The organism is Streptomyces sp. NPDC028368 (assembly GCF_055565615.1).
This window is the reverse complement of record NZ_JBVHTY010000013.1, coordinates 133,608-149,050: the sequence shown is the minus strand read 5'-3', so window position 1 is coordinate 149,050 and position 15,443 is coordinate 133,608. Positions and strand designations below refer to the sequence as shown.

The 15,443-nt window shown below is 71.9% G+C and carries 17 protein-coding genes; 8 read left to right on the top strand and 9 right to left on the bottom strand.

Going from position 1 to position 15,443, the window contains the following annotated elements; genetic code table 11:
- Window positions 1–33: 33 nt before the first annotated feature.
- Window positions 34–990 (bottom strand): MurR/RpiR family transcriptional regulator, encoded by a 957-nt coding sequence (locus ACZ4S3_RS27780; protein WP_467938763.1) that lies wholly within the window; start codon window positions 988–990, stop codon window positions 34–36.
- Window positions 991–1,121: 131 nt separating this feature from the next.
- Here ACZ4S3_RS27780 and ACZ4S3_RS27775 point away from each other — a divergent pair, with 131 nt between their 5' ends.
- Complete coding sequence (locus ACZ4S3_RS27775) at window positions 1,122–1,484, top strand: hypothetical protein (RefSeq protein WP_467939030.1); 363 nt, start codon at window positions 1,122–1,124, stop codon at window positions 1,482–1,484.
- Window positions 1,485–1,772 carry a DUF4031 domain-containing protein gene (locus ACZ4S3_RS27770; protein ID WP_467938761.1) on the top strand — a complete coding sequence of 96 codons (288 nt, stop codon included), beginning with the start codon at window positions 1,485–1,487 and terminating at the stop codon, window positions 1,770–1,772. It begins immediately after the preceding gene.
- Window positions 1,773–1,844: 72 nt separating this feature from the next.
- Here the strand turns inward: ACZ4S3_RS27770 and ACZ4S3_RS27765 are convergent, their stop codons facing one another.
- Window positions 1,845–3,074, bottom strand: coding sequence for a Cmx/CmrA family chloramphenicol efflux MFS transporter (locus ACZ4S3_RS27765; RefSeq protein ID WP_467939028.1), 1,230 nt, complete (start codon window positions 3,072–3,074; stop codon window positions 1,845–1,847).
- 135 nt (window positions 3,075–3,209) lie between these two features.
- On the opposite strand from ACZ4S3_RS27765, the gene ACZ4S3_RS27760 reads away from it, so the two are divergent.
- Entirely contained in the window at window positions 3,210–3,638 is a 429-nt protein-coding gene (locus ACZ4S3_RS27760; RefSeq protein ID WP_467938760.1) for a hypothetical protein, read from the top strand.
- Window positions 3,639–3,675: 37 nt separating this feature from the next.
- Here ACZ4S3_RS27760 and ACZ4S3_RS27755 read toward each other — a convergent pair whose 3' ends face one another.
- From ACZ4S3_RS27755 to ACZ4S3_RS27740, 4 genes are all read right to left on the bottom strand, one after another.
- Window positions 3,676–4,353: an HD domain-containing protein gene (locus ACZ4S3_RS27755; RefSeq protein WP_467938758.1), complete on the bottom strand. Its 678-nt coding sequence runs from the start codon at window positions 4,351–4,353 to the stop codon at window positions 3,676–3,678.
- A 139-nt stretch (window positions 4,354–4,492) separates the two neighbouring features.
- Window positions 4,493–5,398: a transporter substrate-binding domain-containing protein gene (locus tag ACZ4S3_RS27750; RefSeq protein ID WP_467938756.1), complete on the bottom strand. Its 906-nt coding sequence runs from the start codon at window positions 5,396–5,398 to the stop codon at window positions 4,493–4,495.
- Between the two features lie 42 nt (window positions 5,399–5,440).
- Window positions 5,441–6,202, bottom strand: coding sequence for a hypothetical protein (locus ACZ4S3_RS27745; RefSeq protein WP_467938754.1), 762 nt, complete (start codon window positions 6,200–6,202; stop codon window positions 5,441–5,443).
- A complete protein-coding gene (locus ACZ4S3_RS27740) occupies window positions 6,199–6,678 on the bottom strand; it encodes a hypothetical protein (RefSeq protein WP_467938752.1) in 480 nt (159 codons plus the stop codon). The genes ACZ4S3_RS27745 and ACZ4S3_RS27740 overlap by 4 nt, the downstream gene beginning before the upstream one ends.
- A 594-nt stretch (window positions 6,679–7,272) precedes the next feature.
- On the opposite strand from ACZ4S3_RS27740, the gene ACZ4S3_RS27735 reads away from it, so the two are divergent.
- The gene (locus ACZ4S3_RS27735) at window positions 7,273–8,007 is read left to right on the top strand and encodes a copper homeostasis protein CutC (RefSeq protein WP_467938750.1); all 735 of its coding nucleotides are present in this window, start codon (window positions 7,273–7,275) and stop codon (window positions 8,005–8,007) included.
- 82 nt (window positions 8,008–8,089) lie between these two features.
- Here ACZ4S3_RS27735 and ACZ4S3_RS27730 read toward each other — a convergent pair whose 3' ends face one another.
- A complete protein-coding gene (locus tag ACZ4S3_RS27730) occupies window positions 8,090–10,258 on the bottom strand; it encodes a HelD family protein (RefSeq protein ID WP_467938748.1) in 2,169 nt (722 codons plus the stop codon).
- Between the two features lie 345 nt (window positions 10,259–10,603).
- Between ACZ4S3_RS27730 and ACZ4S3_RS27725 the strand changes: the two genes are divergently transcribed.
- Entirely contained in the window at window positions 10,604–10,813 is a 210-nt protein-coding gene (locus ACZ4S3_RS27725; protein WP_467938746.1) for a hypothetical protein, read from the top strand.
- A gap of 207 nt (window positions 10,814–11,020) precedes the next feature.
- The gene (locus ACZ4S3_RS27720) at window positions 11,021–12,304 is read left to right on the top strand and encodes a glycosyltransferase 87 family protein (protein ID WP_467938744.1); all 1,284 of its coding nucleotides are present in this window, start codon (window positions 11,021–11,023) and stop codon (window positions 12,302–12,304) included.
- A gap of 190 nt (window positions 12,305–12,494) precedes the next feature.
- Here ACZ4S3_RS27720 and ACZ4S3_RS27715 read toward each other — a convergent pair whose 3' ends face one another.
- Together ACZ4S3_RS27715 and ACZ4S3_RS27710 are read right to left on the bottom strand one after the other, a co-directional pair.
- Window positions 12,495–14,147 carry a DNA repair helicase XPB gene (locus ACZ4S3_RS27715; protein WP_467938742.1) on the bottom strand — a complete coding sequence of 551 codons (1,653 nt, stop codon included), beginning with the start codon at window positions 14,145–14,147 and terminating at the stop codon, window positions 12,495–12,497.
- A gap of 134 nt (window positions 14,148–14,281) precedes the next feature.
- Entirely contained in the window at window positions 14,282–14,929 is a 648-nt protein-coding gene (locus tag ACZ4S3_RS27710; protein WP_467938740.1) for a TetR/AcrR family transcriptional regulator, read from the bottom strand.
- 68 nt (window positions 14,930–14,997) lie between these two features.
- Here ACZ4S3_RS27710 and ACZ4S3_RS27705 point away from each other — a divergent pair, with 68 nt between their 5' ends.
- Window positions 14,998–15,222, top strand: a complete 225-nt coding sequence (locus tag ACZ4S3_RS27705) for a hypothetical protein (protein WP_467938738.1) — start codon at window positions 14,998–15,000, stop codon at window positions 15,220–15,222.
- Window positions 15,222–15,431 (top strand): hypothetical protein, encoded by a 210-nt coding sequence (locus ACZ4S3_RS27700; protein ID WP_467938736.1) that lies wholly within the window; start codon window positions 15,222–15,224, stop codon window positions 15,429–15,431. The genes ACZ4S3_RS27705 and ACZ4S3_RS27700 overlap by 1 nt, the downstream gene beginning before the upstream one ends.
- The last annotated feature ends 12 nt before the right edge of the window (window positions 15,432–15,443 follow it).

Below are 15,443 nucleotides of genomic sequence, written 5' to 3'. Positions count from 1 at the left end.
CGGGGTCGGGCAAGCCCGTGCCCACAGCGGTGGTCAGGGCTGGTGGCGGTGTGCCAGGGCCTCGTAGGAGGCGGACAGCGCGGGCGCCGCGGTCTCGTACGTACGCTGCGCTACGCCTATGAACAGGCAGTCCACGACGAGGAGCTGACTCGTCCTGGACGACATCGCGGCCGGTCGCAGCTCGCTCTCGCGGGCCGTGGAGGTGGTCAGGATGTGGTCGGCGTACGCGGCGACCTCGCTGTCCGGGCGGCCGGTGATCGCGATCGTCGTGGCGCCGTTGTCGAACGCCACCCGCAGCGGCTCTATGACGTCGGTGGTCCGGCCGGAGTGGGTGATCGCGATGGCGACATCGCCGGTGCGCATCTGTACGGCGTTCGTCACGGCGAGGTGCGGGTCGCTGTGCGCATGCGCGATCAGGCCGATGCGCAGCAGCTTCTGTGTGAGGTCCTGGCCGACGAGATTGGAGGCCCCGATGCCGTACACATCGATACGGCGGGCTGTGCAGAGCGCGGCGACGGCCGCCTCGAGCTGGCTGACGTCCAGCCCGGCGGCGGTGTCGGCCAGGCACTGCTGCTCTTCCTGCGCGAGCTTGGCGACGACGTCGGTGAGGGAATCGTCGACCGCTATGTCGGCGGTCACGACGGGTGCGCTGCCGGCCGCCTGCTGCGCGGCGAGCGCGGCCAGGGCGAGGCGCAGGTCGCGGTAGCCGGGGTAGCCGAGGAGGCGGGAGGTGCGCACGACGGTGGCTTCGCTGGTGCCGGTGCGCTCCGCGAGGCCGGTGACGGTGAGGGCGGCGCAGCCGGCGGGGTCGCCCGCGACCGCTTCCGCGACTCGCTGCATGGACCGGGTCATCGTCGGGCTGAGAGTACGGACCTTGGCGGCCAGGGCCGCGGGGGCGGGTGGCGGCGGGGCCGGCCGGGACTCGGCCGCCGCGTCTTTCGCGACGCCCTTGGTCGGATCCTTGAAAGTTTCCTTCACGCTGCTGCTCACGTGTGAAAAGTAATTTCATCTGCGATGCGCGTCAACACTCGCCGTGCCGGATTGTGGAAAAGCCGCGCAGTTGGGGAGGCCTGTGGATGACGAGCGGGTCGGCCCCGGCCGTCCGCGAGACAATGGGCGGCATGGAGCTGGAACAGGCATTGCATGCCGCGCGGGCGCTGGTGCTCGCCGACTTGATCGCGGACGACGTCGCCGACGCCGACATCGTCTCGCTCGTCGAGGACGCGGTCGCCCACCGCCGTTGGTGGGTGGAGCAGTGGCCTGAGGGCGCGGAATTTGTCGCCGGACTGATAGCCCAGGATGTGCAGGACGCACTGCTCGAACGGTACGGCCGCTGGCCGCTGTGTCCGGTGTGCACCACGTCCGGTGATCCGCATGCACTCGACATCGAGCCGGAGCTGGGGCCCGATCCGCACTGGGTCTGCCCCAAGACGTCTGTCGCGGTGGCCCGCGTCGGCAGGCTGCGTGCTCCCTTGGAGGGCTGAGTGGCGATCTATATAGATCCCCCCACCTGGCCAGGTCACGGCCGGATGTGGTCGCACCTGGTCAGCGACACTTCATTCGACGAACTGCACCGGTTCGCGGCCGGGATAGGCGCGCCGCAGCGGGCCTTCGAGCGCGATCACTACGACCTGCCCGCGGAGCGGTATACCGACGCGGTACGGGCCGGGGCGGTGGAGGTCGGCTGCAAGGAACTGCTGCGGCGGCTGACGGCGGCGGGGCTGCGACGGCCCAAGAACCGGGCGTCGCCGGGGGTGCGGGACCGTCCGTAAGGGCCCGCCGTCAGCGTGCGCCGTACCGGACCCCGTCCTGCCCCGCCCCGTCCTGCCCCGCGCCGCCCCGCCTCAGCGCTGTTCCGCGGCCGCGTTCTCCGGGACGGGGGTGACGGCGGCCGAGGAGGCGATCAGCTTGGAGGGGTGGCCGGCCGACCGGTGGAGGCGGAAGGCGATGGCCGTCACGACGACCGCCACGGCAGCCAGTGCCGCGCCGGTCCAGGCCACGGACGGGTAGCCCCAGTGGGCGCCGATGGCCAGGCCGCCCAGCCAGGGGCCGAGGGTGTTCCCGATGTTGAAGGCGGCAGTGGTGGTCGCGCCGGCCAGCGTCGGCGCGGCGTTGGCCACGTTGAACATCCGGGCATTGAGCGCCGGGGCGGTGGTGAACGAAGTGACGCCGAGCATCAGGGAGAGCGCGACGGCGGCCACCGGGTTGTGTGCGGTGAGCGCCAGGATGGCCAGTACGGCCGTGGAGGCGGAGATGCCGACGAACAGCGTCCCGAAGAGGTGGGCATCGGCGATCCGGCCGCCGATGAACGTACCGATCAGCGCGCCGACGCCGAAGAGGGCCAGCACCGTCGGCACCCAGCTCTCGGCGAGGCCGGCGGTGTCGGTCAGCAGCGGTGAGAGGTACGAGAAGAGCGCGAAGACGGCCGCGCCGTTCATGGCCGTGGCGGCCAGCGCCAGCCAGACCTGCTTGTCCTTGTAGATGGTCAGCTCGCGGCGCAGCTGGGGGCGCTCGTCGCCGGTGGGCACGGCCGTACGCGGCACCAGCGCGATCACTCCGACCAAACCGACCGCGGCCAGCACGGCCACCGCCCAGAAGGCCGACCGCCAGCCGGCGTGCTGGCCGAGCAGCGCGCCCGCCGGGACGCCGGCGATGTTCGCGATGCTCAGCCCGCCGACCATGACGGCCATCGCACGGGCACGGGCGGTCACCGGCACCAGCGAGACGGCGACCGCCGCGCCGACCGCCCAGAAACCGGCGCAGGCCAGCGCGCTCACCACCCGCGAGACGAACAGCACGCCGTACGTCGGCGCCAGGGCGCCGGCCACCTGGCCCAGGCCGAAGAGGCCGAGCAGGGCTATCAGGGTCGTACGGCGCGGGAGCCGCAGCGTCGCCGCGGCGAGGACGGGCGCGCCGACCACCATGCCGATCGCGAACGCGGAGACCAGCAGCCCGGCCTGCGGAATGGAGACCTTCAGATCGCGGGCGAGTGGTTGGAGGATGCCGGAGAGCATGAATTCGGACGTCCCCAGGGCAAAGACGGACAGCCCCAGGACGTAGACGGCGATGGGCATGCGGACGCGTTCGGCGCGTTCGGGACGGGCTGGCATGTCAGGTACTAACAGCGGTAGGACCCCTGACATTCCTGCCGCGGGAATATTTCGGAGGCGGCCCGCGCCCGGTGCCGGGCCGCATCTAGGCTGCCGCGCATGGGGCTGAACAGCGGGTGCGAGCGGTGCGGGGCGGTACGGCGGCCGGTGGTGGAGATCCATGAGCGGGGCGTGCCTCACGGATCCGGGCCGGACCACAACCAGGTCCACGACTACACGCGGTTCCTGGAGTGCCCGGAGTGCGGGCACGGGGTGCTCTACCACTTCAGCCACGACTGCTATCTGGAGCCGTGGCTGACGGACGAGCCGTGGGACATGGACTGGACGTGGCAGCTGGAGCCGGAGGACTTCGTCCACTTGCGGCAGGGGCTCGCGGACTGCCCGGATCCGCTGTCCGGCCGGTGCGCCTGCCCGGCGCACGGTGTGCTGCGCGACGAGCGGCACGCGGACGTGAGCGAGAGCGAGGCGAGGGTGGCGCTGGGACCGGACGGGCTGCCGCGGGTGCACCGGCGGCGGCAGCAGCAGTAGCCGCCGCCCGGCCCCCGGAGCGCCTGCCCGCCCGTGCTCAGCCGGCCAGCAGATCCAGCTCCGTGCCGATGTTGCGGCGCGCCGTGTGCTCCCACCGGTCGTACGCCAGCGGTGTCCTGAACAGGCGTGGCAGAGCGAGGAGTTGACGCAGTACGGCGGCGCGGCCCGCGGCGAAATCGGGGTCGGGGACGAAGGCGTACTCCTCCCGGACGGCGGCGGCGTAGGCCGCGTACCGGTCCGGCGAACCGGCCAGCACCGCGAGGTCGGCGTCGCACAGCACCTCGCCGTCCGGGTCGTCCGGAGACGGGTCATGGGTGACCGTCAGCCGCACCAGGCGGGCCACCTCGGCCGTACGGGCCGCGCCGATGCCCAGTTCGGGCAGGGCGCGTTCGGCGAGGGCGGCGCTGCGTTCCTCGTTCTCGGAGCGGTCGGGGCGGTAGACCGCGTCATGGAACCAGGCCGCCAACTGGACGACGGGCAGGTCGTCGGCGTGTTCGGCCAGTTCGTCGATGCGGTCAAGGACGGCGGTCAGATGCGCGACGGTGTGATAGCGGCGCTGCGGTTCGGCCCACCGGGCGAGGAGGTTGTCCGCGTAGGGGGCCGGGTCCGGGCCCTCGGCGGCGTGCCCGCCGCGGGCCTTGGCAACGGTGGCGGCCCAGCGGCGGATCAGGTCCGCCGGGGCGGTGGGGTGCGCCTTGGGGGACTCGGAGGTCATGGGAGTCATTGTGCCTCGCGGGTCAAGATCCGCCAGGTCCGGGAAAGCCCTGCGGGCGGGGCAGGCGATGCCCAGTTGCCGGGCGGCTGTTGGCGATCTACGCGTGAGCCCGGACGGTGCGTGAGCCCCGCGCGGCGCGTCAGGTTCTGGGGCTGTCGCGGCAGGAGAGGGAGTCGACGGACTCCTGCCGCGGCTTGAAGTTCGTCTCCCAGGAGGGGTCGGCCGCCGGTATCGACGGCAGGGACGTCGCGAAGTCCTGGCTCCAGGCGTTGTCGCCGAGGTAGTCCCGCAGGGCGTCGCGCAGCTTGAGACAGTCCTGGCGGTGCCCCTTGGCCATGGCGATGCCGTACTGGTTGGCGGATCCGTAGGTGATGTGGGGGACGACCTTGAGATCCGGGTTCACCTGGGTGAAGCCGTAGAGGATCATCTGGTCGGTGGAGACCGCGTCGGCGTACTTCTCCTTGAGGTCCTTGATACAGCTGGAGGCGTCCGGCTGCTCATAGACCACGATCCGCTCGTACTCCGGGCCCTCCAGGGTGGTCGCGGAGGTGGTCCCCGGCCAGGTGCACACGCGCTTGCCGTCGACATCGGCGGGCTTGGTGATCCGGTGGTCGTTCCGGCGGACCATGATGCCCTGGTAGGTGGTCGCGTACGGGCCCGCGAAGTCCAGGTCCTTCATCCGGTCGACGGTGATCGAGAACGTCGCGATGACCAGGTCCTTCGTCTTGTCGGTGAGCACCGCGCGGCGGTCCTCCGACGGCACGATCCCGAAGTCCGGCACGGCGCCGACGGTCTTGAGGAGCCGGCGGGCGACGGCGGTGTCGAAGCCGGAGAACTTGTACTTGTCGACCACGGCGGTGCCGGGCTGGTCGTTCTTCGTGCCGACCTGGACCGTGCCGTCCGCGAAGAGGGAGGGCGGCTGGTCGGTGCCGCAGGCGGTCGCCGTCAGGGCGGCGAGGGCGAACAGCGCCGCCAGGCGGGTGGCGCGGTGGCCGGTGCGGCCGGTGCGGCCTCTGGGGCCGGTGTGCGGGTGTCTGGTGGCCATGTGGGTCCCCGTTTTCTGTCGGTCGTAAGAGGTGGCGCCGGTTCACCGGTCGTGGAGTACGGCGCCCGTCGCCCGTACGTCCATGCGGCAGCCGGGGGCGGTGCGCAGCCGCACCTCGATCCGGACGGAGCGGGTCCGCGCGCCCAGGCTGAAGTCGGCGGTGCCGCCCGGCCGGACGGTCTGCGTCTGCGCCGCGACGCCCGAGGTGAACAGGGAAACGATGGCGCTGGTGTCCGGGAGGCAGGTGGGGCCGGCCGGATCGTGGTCGTCGATGGCCAGCGTCATGCGCAGGGCGTTGCGCGGTTCCTTCAGGGCGGCGGTGTCCAGGAGGAGGGCGAGGGAGCGGTGGGCGGTCTTGTCCAGGGGCTGGGTGCCCTGAGTGCGTACCTGCCCGGTCACGTCGATCTCGCCGTGGGCGACGACGCTCTGGAACGCCAGCCAGGCGCCGACCGTCGCCAGGACGGAGACGAGGGAGAGGGTGCCGACCACCCGGGCGTCGCGCGGCCTGCGGTTGAGCACGCGGGCGGCGGCCGTGGCCACCGACAGCCCGGCCAGCGCGCCCCACAGGGTGTACTGGCTCGCGGGCCCGTCGGGCCAGGTGCTGCCGGCGATCACCAGACCGGCGCAGGCCGGCAGGAGGGGCACCCAGCGGGCGCTGGGGTGCATCACCCACTTGATGATCACGTTCTTGATGTCGTTGGCGGCGATGGAGTGGTCGCCGTGCGTCGTCGGACTGTTGTGGACGGTGCCCTCACCCGTGCCCTCGCCCGCGCGCTGCGCGCCCGTTCCCCCTGGGCGGGTCATGAGCCGTCCCGGGTGCCGGTGCTGCCCCCCATGTTGATGGTGCCGTGGATCTCGACGGCCGCGATGGAGCCCTGGCCGGTCGCGGTCGGGACGTTGTAGATGGTCCGCGCGCCCGCGGACGAGGCGAGCTGGGATATGTGTTCCAGCAGGTGAGGGGCGTCGCGCCGGTCGGCGGGGGCGCGCAGCCAGGCCGTCACCGCGGCGGACAGCAGCTGCCGCTCCCGGTCGTCGAGGGTCGCGAGCAGGTCATCGAGGGCGTCCGCGCGGTCGATATCGAGGAGCGGCTGGGTGGTGCCGTCACCGAGACCGCCGTCACCGCCGCGGTGCAGCAGCCGGCGGAAGAAGCCCTCACCGGCCGTCACGGTGCGTTCGGCGATCCGCTGCTGGGCGGCGTCGATCACGGAGGCGCCCAGGCTGTTCGCGGCCAGGGCGAGATAGGGAGCGATCTCGGCGGACACGGTCGCCAGGTCGGACATCCGGCTCTCCCAACGCTCATGGGTCACAGGCGCATTCGTCGGTCAGGGACGCATCGGCGAGCTCGGGCACAGCGGCGGTCACGGATGCATCGTGGGTCACAGGGCACATCGTCGATCACAAGAACAGCGGCAATCACAAAAACAGCGGCAATCACAAAAACAGCGGCAATCACAAAAACAGCGGCGATTACAAAGCAGCGTCGAACACGATCGCAAAGAACAGCGTCGGGCGCAGGCGCTACGCCGCAACGGCCTTACCGGAAAGGCGTGTTACCCATGTGGGGGCTGATCCACACCTGCACCAATGAGGGGTTTCGGGTCGGTTTTGGCCTCGGCTGCCGGGTGGGATGCGGGTGATCGCGCATCGAAACGCGCGGAGGGGCGGATGGCCGCATGGACGGCTGCATGGACGGCTGCATGGACGGCGGCATGGACGGCCGGATGGACGGCTGTATGGACGGCCGTGCGGGTGGCCGTACGGGTGGTTGCCGGGCGGATTCCGGGCGCGTCCGGCGGCGAAGCGGCCCCCGCGGGACTGACCAGGCCTTACGCTGGATATTGGACTAGACCTGTCGTTGCCCGGATTGGGGTCATATGAGCAAGCGCGCGCTCCTGGAGGTGATCGCGCTCGGCCCGGAGGACGCGATCGCCGCCCAGGCCGGTGGAGCCGACCGCCTGGAACTGGTCACCGACATGGCAGCCGACGGGCTCACCCCGCCCCGGGCCGCCTTCGCGGCGATCCGGGCGGCCGTCGACATCCCGCTGCGGGTCATGCTGCGGGCCGCCGACGGCTTCGCGGCCGGGAACGCCCGGGATGTCGCGGCCCTGTGCGCGGACGCCGCGGCGCTGCGGGAGGCGGGTGCCGACGCGTTCGTGCTGGGCTTTCTGACCCCGGACGGGCGGCCGGACCTTGCGGCCGTGCGGGCCGTGGCGGCGGCGATCGACGGCTGCCGCTGGACCTTCCACCGGGCCATCGACGGGGCCGCCGACCGGGCCGCACTGCGCCGGGAGCTCGCGGGGCTCTCCGGGGTGGCCGGGCCCGACACCTACCTGACGGCCGGCTCCGTACACGGGGTCGAGGACGGGCTGGCGACGCTGGTCGCGGAGCAGGCCCGTACGGCGGCGGGCGAGCCCGGGTACGCGCCGCGGATCCTGGTGGGCGGCGGGCTCACCCTCGGACATCTGCCCCGGCTGCGGGCGGCGGGCCTCGACGCGTTCCACATCGGCGGCGCGGCGCGTCCCGCCGGGTGGTCCGCCCCGGTGGACGCGGCGGCGGTACGGGAGTGGCGGGACGCGCTGGACGGGGTGCTCGACGGGGTGGGGGTCTGAGGGCGCGGGGCCTGGCGGCGCGGGGTCCGGACGGCGCGGGATTCTGACGGCGTCGGCTGCCGCCGGGCCCTTGGGGCGCCCGTCAGGCTCCGGCGTCCAGCCGCTCCGGCAGCTGGGCCGCGTGCACAACCGTGAGGCCGGAGACCGGGCGCGTCAGGCACACATACAGCCGGCGCAGCCCGGTCCGCTCATCCGGCTCGCCGTCGACGATCGCCGCGGGCTCGTCCAGCACCACATAGTCGTACTCCAGGCCCTTGGCCAGCGTGGCGGGCACCAGCGTCAGGCGGGACTCGGCCGACGTCTCCTCGCCCGGCGCCAGGCAGGTCACGCCCGCCGCCTCCAGGGCCGCGCGCAGCACCGGAATACGGGCCTCCGCCGCGATCAGGCCGATCGACCCCTCCTTCGTCAGCGCCTCGTCGCAGGCCGCGAGGACGGCGGTGTCCAGGTCTTCCGTCGCGACCCGGCGGACCGCGAAATCGCCTGCGGACTCGCGGATCGAGGTGGCCTCCATCAGGTCGGGAGCGATGACGGGCAGCAGCCGGGACGCGTACGCGATGACCTCGCGCGGTACTCGGAAGCCCTGGGTCAGCTCCTCGACGGCCGCGGCCGGCTTGCCCAGGTGGGCCAGCGCCTGCTCCCAGGTGTCGGTCGCCCACGGGGTCGTCCCCTGCGCGATATCGCCGAGGATCGTCGCCGAACCGGTCGTGCAGCGGCGGCCCACCGCGCGGTACTGCATCGGGGAGAGGTCCTGCGCCTCGTCGAGGACCACATGGCCCAGTGAGTGGGTGCGCGCCACCAGGTCCATCGCCTCGTCGATCAACACCGCGTCCGCGGCAGACCACTTGGCGCTCTTCACACTCCGGGCCGGCTTGGCCCACAGCACCGCTTTCTGTTCCTCGGGCGTCAGGATGCCTTCCGCCTGCTCGGCGAGGAACTCCGCGTCGCCCAGCAGCCGCAGCACCAGCTTGGCCGGATCCACCGGCGGCCAGACCGCCTTGACCGTGGCCTTCACGGCGGCATTACGGGCCACCGCATCCTGCACCCGGTCGTCCGGCGCCTCGCCCGCCTGCTCCATCCGCACCAGAACGGCATGCGCGATCCGCTGCGGCAGCGCGTCGCGCGCCGCGCCGTAACGGATCTCCCGCCCCATCAACTCCCGGACGATCTGCTCCAGTTCATACGCCGGTACGCGCCAGCGGCGGGAGCCCCGGACGACCATGCACGGCTCCTGCGGCATGGTGATGCCCGAGCGGACGGCCCGGCGCAGCACCTGAGCCATCCGCGCGTCGCCCTTGACCGTCGCCGTGGCCGCCTCGTCCGTGCCCCGTACCTCCACATGCCCCACCAGGTCGTCGACCGTGGCCTGCTTGACCTCCAGTTCGCCCAGCGCGGGCAGCACCTGCTCGATGTAGTGCAGGAACGAGCGGTTCGGGCCGATGACGAGGGTGCCGGAGCGGGCCAGTCGCTCCCGGTGCGCGTACAGGAGATAGGCGACACGGTGCAGGCCGACCGCCGTCTTGCCGGTGCCCGGCGCACCCTGCACACAGACCGAACCACCGATCCCGGCGCGCACGATCTCGTCCTGCTCCGGCTGGATCGTGGCGACGATGTCCCGCATGGGGCCGACGCGCGGCCGCTCGATCTCCGACTGGAGCAGCCGGCTGGTGTGTTCCGCCTCTGCCGGGTCGGTGAGGTGCTCGTCCTCGTATGCCGTCAACTCGCCGCCGGTGTAGCCGAATCGGCGGCGCAGCTTCAGATCCATCGGGTCCTTCTTGGAGGCCCGGTAGAACGGCTGGGAGACGGGGGCGCGCCAGTCGATGACCATCGGGTCGCCGTCGGCGTCGTGGACATGCCGCCGCCCGATGTAGAAGTTCTCCCCGGCGGCGCCTTCGGCGAGGTCGATGCCGGGGGCGTGGAGATAGTCGAGGCGGCCGAAGAACAGCGGGGTGTGGGAGAGGTCGGCGAGGGCCTTGATACGGGCGTCGATCTCGCCCTGGAGGACCTCGGCGTTGACCCAGTTCGCGGTGACGTCGGCGATGTTGAGCGCCTCGGCGTCCGCGCGCATCGCGCGGAGCGCGGCGCGGGAGGCGGCGAGGTGGGACCGTTCGCGCTGGAGGGGGTCCGGGGCGGGGGGTTCGGTACGTGGTGGTGTCGTGGAGGGGTGGTGGTCGGGTGACGGATCGGGGCTTTCGGTGCGTAGCGCCGTCGATGAGGGGTGGTGGTCGGGTGACGGGTGGGCGGGCGAGGGCACGGCGTGGCCTCCGGTGGGGAGTGTCCGGTGGATCCGGTGGAGTACTGCGGCGGGCGCGTGTCGCGGAGAGCGGGCACGGCGGGGCCGGCCGGTTTCCGTCCGGCCGGCGGCACTCCTCACGGGAGGCTGGGCAGACGCGCGATTGTAGTTCGCACCTATTCGGGGCGCCAACGGATATTCGGCGAAGCGCGGGGCGCGGGAGGCGGGTAGGAGCGGAGAGGGACATCCCGTAGGCCTCTGGGTCTCCCGTAGGGGTTGGCATAGCTCCAGAGGCTGACTCGCGGCCCGCGAAGAATGGACCCATAGACCGATGTGCGGCAATCGCGTGAAATCCATCATGGAGGCATGAGCAGCGCATCCTTTCACCCCGCATCCATCCACCCCGTCTCCCTGACCCCGGTCGAGGGCGCCACCGCCCTCGGCCCCGACCCCGCTCGTGGCGCCGAGCACGCCCACGAGAACCACCATGTGATCGGCAACGCCCTCCGCGCGGTCAAGGTCTTCGCGACGGCGGCCTTCAGCGTCGTGGTCATGGGGGAGTACGCCGAGGATTGACGTCCGTAACCCGCCCCCTGCGCGCACCACCTGCACCCGAACGCGTCCGCCCTGTGACGTCACCTACCCAAACCCTGCACAATCGGGCGCAAGAGCCCGCCCCCGCCTCGACATCCGGATGACCGGAAACCGTTACGGACTGTCGGTCTCGATCCACTAGCGTCGCCGCAGAGCGCGCGCTCAGGGTGACGAGGGAGGGGTCAACGGGTGTCTGCCGCCGACGGGACGGGGACCTGGACATGGAGACGGACCTGGGCGCAGAGCGTCGCCGACCCCCGACGGTTGGTGATCGCGGCAGCACTGCTCGTGGCCTCGTTCGCGGGACTGTGGGTGCTGTACGAGGTCCAGCCGCTCCCGATGTCCGACATAGTCGTGTACCGCGCGGAGGGTGCGGCCGCCGCGACCGGCGGTGACCTCTACGGGTTCACCGTCACCAAATGGCACCTTCCGGCCACCTACCCGCCCTTCGCCGCGCTGCTCTTCATCCCCACGACCTGGATCTCGCTCACCGCGCTCAAGGTCGTCTGCGTTCTCCTCAACGCCGTCCTCCTCGCCCTGCTGATCCACCTCTCCTGCAAAGCCGCCGGTCTGCGCAAGGCCGCCTACGCCGCGCCCACCCTCCTCGCCGCCACCGCACTCGGCCTCTGGCTCGAGCCGGTCTTCCAGACCTTTGTCTTCGGCCAGGTCAACCTCGCCCTGGCGTGCCTGGTCCTGTGGGACCTCTCGCGCCCCGACGGCGCCCGCTTCAAGGGCTTCGCCACCGGCATCGCGGCGGGCATAAAGCTCACCCCGGCGATCTTCGCCGTCTACCTGCTGATCACCGGCCGGGTGAAGGCCGCCTTCGGCGCCCTCGCCGGGTTCGCCGTCTCGGTGCTGGTCGGCCTGTTGTTCCTGCCCGATGCCAGCGTCGAGTTCTGGACCCGGCGGATGTTCGAGACGGGGCGGGTCGGCAAGGTCTGGATCGTCGACAACCAATCCCTTCAGGGCCTGATCGCCCGGGTCCTGCACAACCCCGAGCCGGGCATCCTGTGGGCCGTGGCGGCGCTGGTCACCGCCGCCGCCGGGCTCGCTGTCGCCCGCCGCGTCTATCTGCGGCGCGGCCTGGACACCTGGGGGGTGCTCGTCACGTCCGTCACGGCGCTGCTGGTCTCCCCGATCAGCTGGTCGCACCACTGGGTCTGGTGCGTACCGCTGCTGGCCACGCTCGCCGCGCACACCCGCGGCATCCCCTGGCGCCGGGCGCTGCTGGCCGCCGTCACCCTCGCCTTCGCCGCCCGCACCATGTGGATCGTGCCGCACGCCGGCGACCTCGACCTGCATCTCCCCTGGTGGCAGCAGCCGCTCGCCGCGCCGTATCCCCTGTTCGGGCTGGCGCTGATGGCCGCGCTGGCGTGGTGGACCCGCAACGCCCCGGGCCGCCCGGCCGACCCGGGCCGGATCCCCCTGCCGCGCGCGGCCGAGCCACTGAGCACCCGCTCCGGTACGGGCTAGCCAGGCCTCCGGCCGGCCGGAGGCGCGACGGCCGGACGAGAGCCGGACCCGGCCCCGGAGCCGCAGCCGAAGTCACGGGGTCCGGAACGCGCCACCACGCCCCAGGCACCCCACGGCCCCCGAGCCACCACGCCCCGGGCCCCACGGCCCGCGCCCGGGCCCCCGCGTCCCCGGACCCCTCAGACCCGCCTCAGGACTCCTCGTCCGCCGCCAGCAGCTCATCCGAGTCCACGATCCGGTACGCGTACCCCTGCTCGGCCAGGAAGCGCTGGCGGTGCGCCGCGAAGTCCTGATCGATGGTGTCCCGCGCGACGACCGAATAGAACCGCGCCTCGTGCCCGTCCGCCTTCGGCCGCAGCACCCGCCCCAGCCGCTGCGCCTCCTCCTGCCGCGACCCGAACGTCCCCGATACCTGGATCGCGACCGTGGCCTCCGGCAGGTCGATGGAGAAGTTCGCCACCTTCGAGACGACGAGCACCGAGATCTCCCCCTCCCGGAACGCGCCGAAGAGCTTCTCCCGCTGCGCGTTGGAGGTCTCCCCCTTGATCACCGGCGCATCCAGATGCTCGCCCAGCTCATCCAGCTGATCGATGTACTGCCCGATGACCAGCGTCTGCTCGCCCTGATGCCGGCGCACCAGCGCCTCGGTCACCCGCTGCTTGCTGTCGGTCGTCGCGCAGAACCGGTACTTCTCCTCGGTCTCCGCCGTCGCATACGCCAGCCGCTCCGCGTCGGTCAGAGTGACCCGCACCTCGACACAGTCGGCCGGGGCGATGTATCCCTGCGCCTCGATCTCCTTCCACGGAGCGTCGAACCGCTTGGGCCCGATGAGCGAGAACACATCCGACTCCCGCCCGTCCTCCCGGACGAGCGTCGCGGTCAGCCCCAGCCGCCGCCGGGCCTGCAGATCCGCCGTGAACTTGAAGACCGGCGCGGGCAGCAGATGCACCTCGTCGTAAACGATCAGGCCCCAGTCCCGGGAGTCGAACAGCTCCAGGTGCTGATACACGCCCTTCCGCTTGGTCGTCAGCACCTGATACGTGGCGATGGTGACCGGCCGGATCTCCTTCCTCGTGCCGCTGTACTCGCCGATCTCGTCCTCGGTCAGCGAGGTCCGCTTGACCAGCTCGTGCTTCCACTGCCGCGCCGAGACCGTATTCGTCACGAGGATCAGCGTGGTGGCCTTCGCCTGGGCCATGGCACCGGCCCCCACCAGCGTCTTTCCCGCTCCACACGGCAGGACGACGACGCCCGAGCCGCCGTGCCAGAACCCCTCCACGGCCTGCTGCTGATACGGCCGCAGCGCCCAGCCGTCCTCCCGCAGCTCGATCGGATGCGCCTCACCGTCGACATAGCCGGCCAGGTCCTCGGCGGGCCAGCCCAGCTTGAGCAGCGTCTGCTTGATCTGCCCGCGCTCGGAGGGATGGACCACCACGCTCTCCGGATCCAGCCGCGCCCCGACCAGCGGCTGCACCTTCTTCGAGCGCAGGATCTCCTCCAGCACCGGGCGGTCGGTGGTGCTCAGCACCAGCCCGTGTGCGGGGTGCTTGGTGAGCGTGAGCCGCCCGTACCGCGACATCGTCTCCGCGACATCGACGAGCAGCGCATGCGGCACCGGATACCGCGAGAACTGCACCAGCGCATCCACGACCTGCTCGGCGTCGTGCCCGGCCGCCCGTGCGTTCCACAGCCCCAGCGGCGTCACCCGGTAGGTATGGATGTGCTCCGGCGCCCGCTCCAGCTCCGCAAAGGGCGCGATGGCCCGCCGGCAGGCGTCCGCCAGCTCATGGTCCACCTCCAGGAGCAGCGTCTTGTCGCTCTGGACGATGAGAGGTCCGTTCACGCGCCTCGCCCTTTCCGGTCACCGGCCGGCCGTAGCCGTACGGGATGGTCCCGTACGGTCCGCGCGGGATGGTCCCGTACGGCCAAATCTCCAGTGTGCCGCATCGAGCGGGCACGGGGGGCGGGGCCGGGTTCTCAGGCCTCGGTACCCGGGTGCCGGTGAGCGGGGGCGGCGAGGTCGGCGAGGTGGGTGTGCAGCGCCTTGGCGGCGGTGTGCGGGGCGAGGACGTGCGGGTGCAGTGCGGCGCCCAGGCCCAGGCCGTCCAGGAGCGCGGCCAGGCGCTCGGTCTCGAGGGGGAGGTCGCGGCCGGCACCCAGGGCGCCGGTCTCCTTCAGGCGCTCCAGGATGCGGCGGAGGAGCCTGCGGGTGCCGGTGGCGGCCTCTTCGGCGAGGTCGGCGAGGGCAGGGTCGGTGCGGGCGGCGGCGCTGAAGTCGAGGAACACGATGACCTCGGCCCGGCGGTCTTCCTCGAGCGGGAGCAGCTCCTCCAGCAGCCCGGCCGCGAGCCGGAACTGTTGTGCGGGGGAGTGGCTGCCGAGCTCGCCGATCTCCTCGATGCGCCGCAGCAGGCGGCCGCCGACCCGGTCGAGCATCGACTGCATCGCGAAGCGCATCAGCTCCTGGCGGCCCGCGAAGTAGTGCCGGACCGAGCCGATGTTGAGGGCGGCCTCGTCGGCGACGGCCCGCAGCGAGGCCCGTTGCAGGCCGTCGCGGACGGCGACACGGAAGAGGGCGTCGACAACTTCGCGGCGGCGGGCGTCCGGGTCCACTTGCTTCGGCATGGATTCTTTGTATCACGAGCGTGATAAATTGTTTTGTATCACAGACGTGATATAAAAAGGAGGGCAGCGTGGAGAGCTATCTCAATCTCATGCTCGTCAGGTTCGGGCTGATCGCGGGTGGACTGGTGGTGCTCGCCCTGGTGGTCTTCGCCGTCGCCCTGACTCTCAAGCGGCGCGGCAGGCTCGATCAGGCCCGCCGGTATGCGGACCCGGCGCTGCGTGCGGCGCTGCGGGCCGCCGCCCGGCGGCTGGAGGACGGGCCCGGCCGCTCGGGCCGGAGGGGCGGCCGGTGATGACCCACCCCGTGATGACCCACCCCGTCGTGCCGGACCCCGTGCGGCCGAGTCTCGCGATGACGTCGTCCGACCTCGTCCCGCACCTCCTGGCGGACCTCGCCGTCAAGGCCGTCATCGTCCTCGTCGCCGTGGCCGTGCTGGTGCTCGGCATGACGGTGATCTGGCGCCGGGCGGGCAAGGGCGACGGCCGCGGGAGGGGCCGCTGACCCGCGACGGGC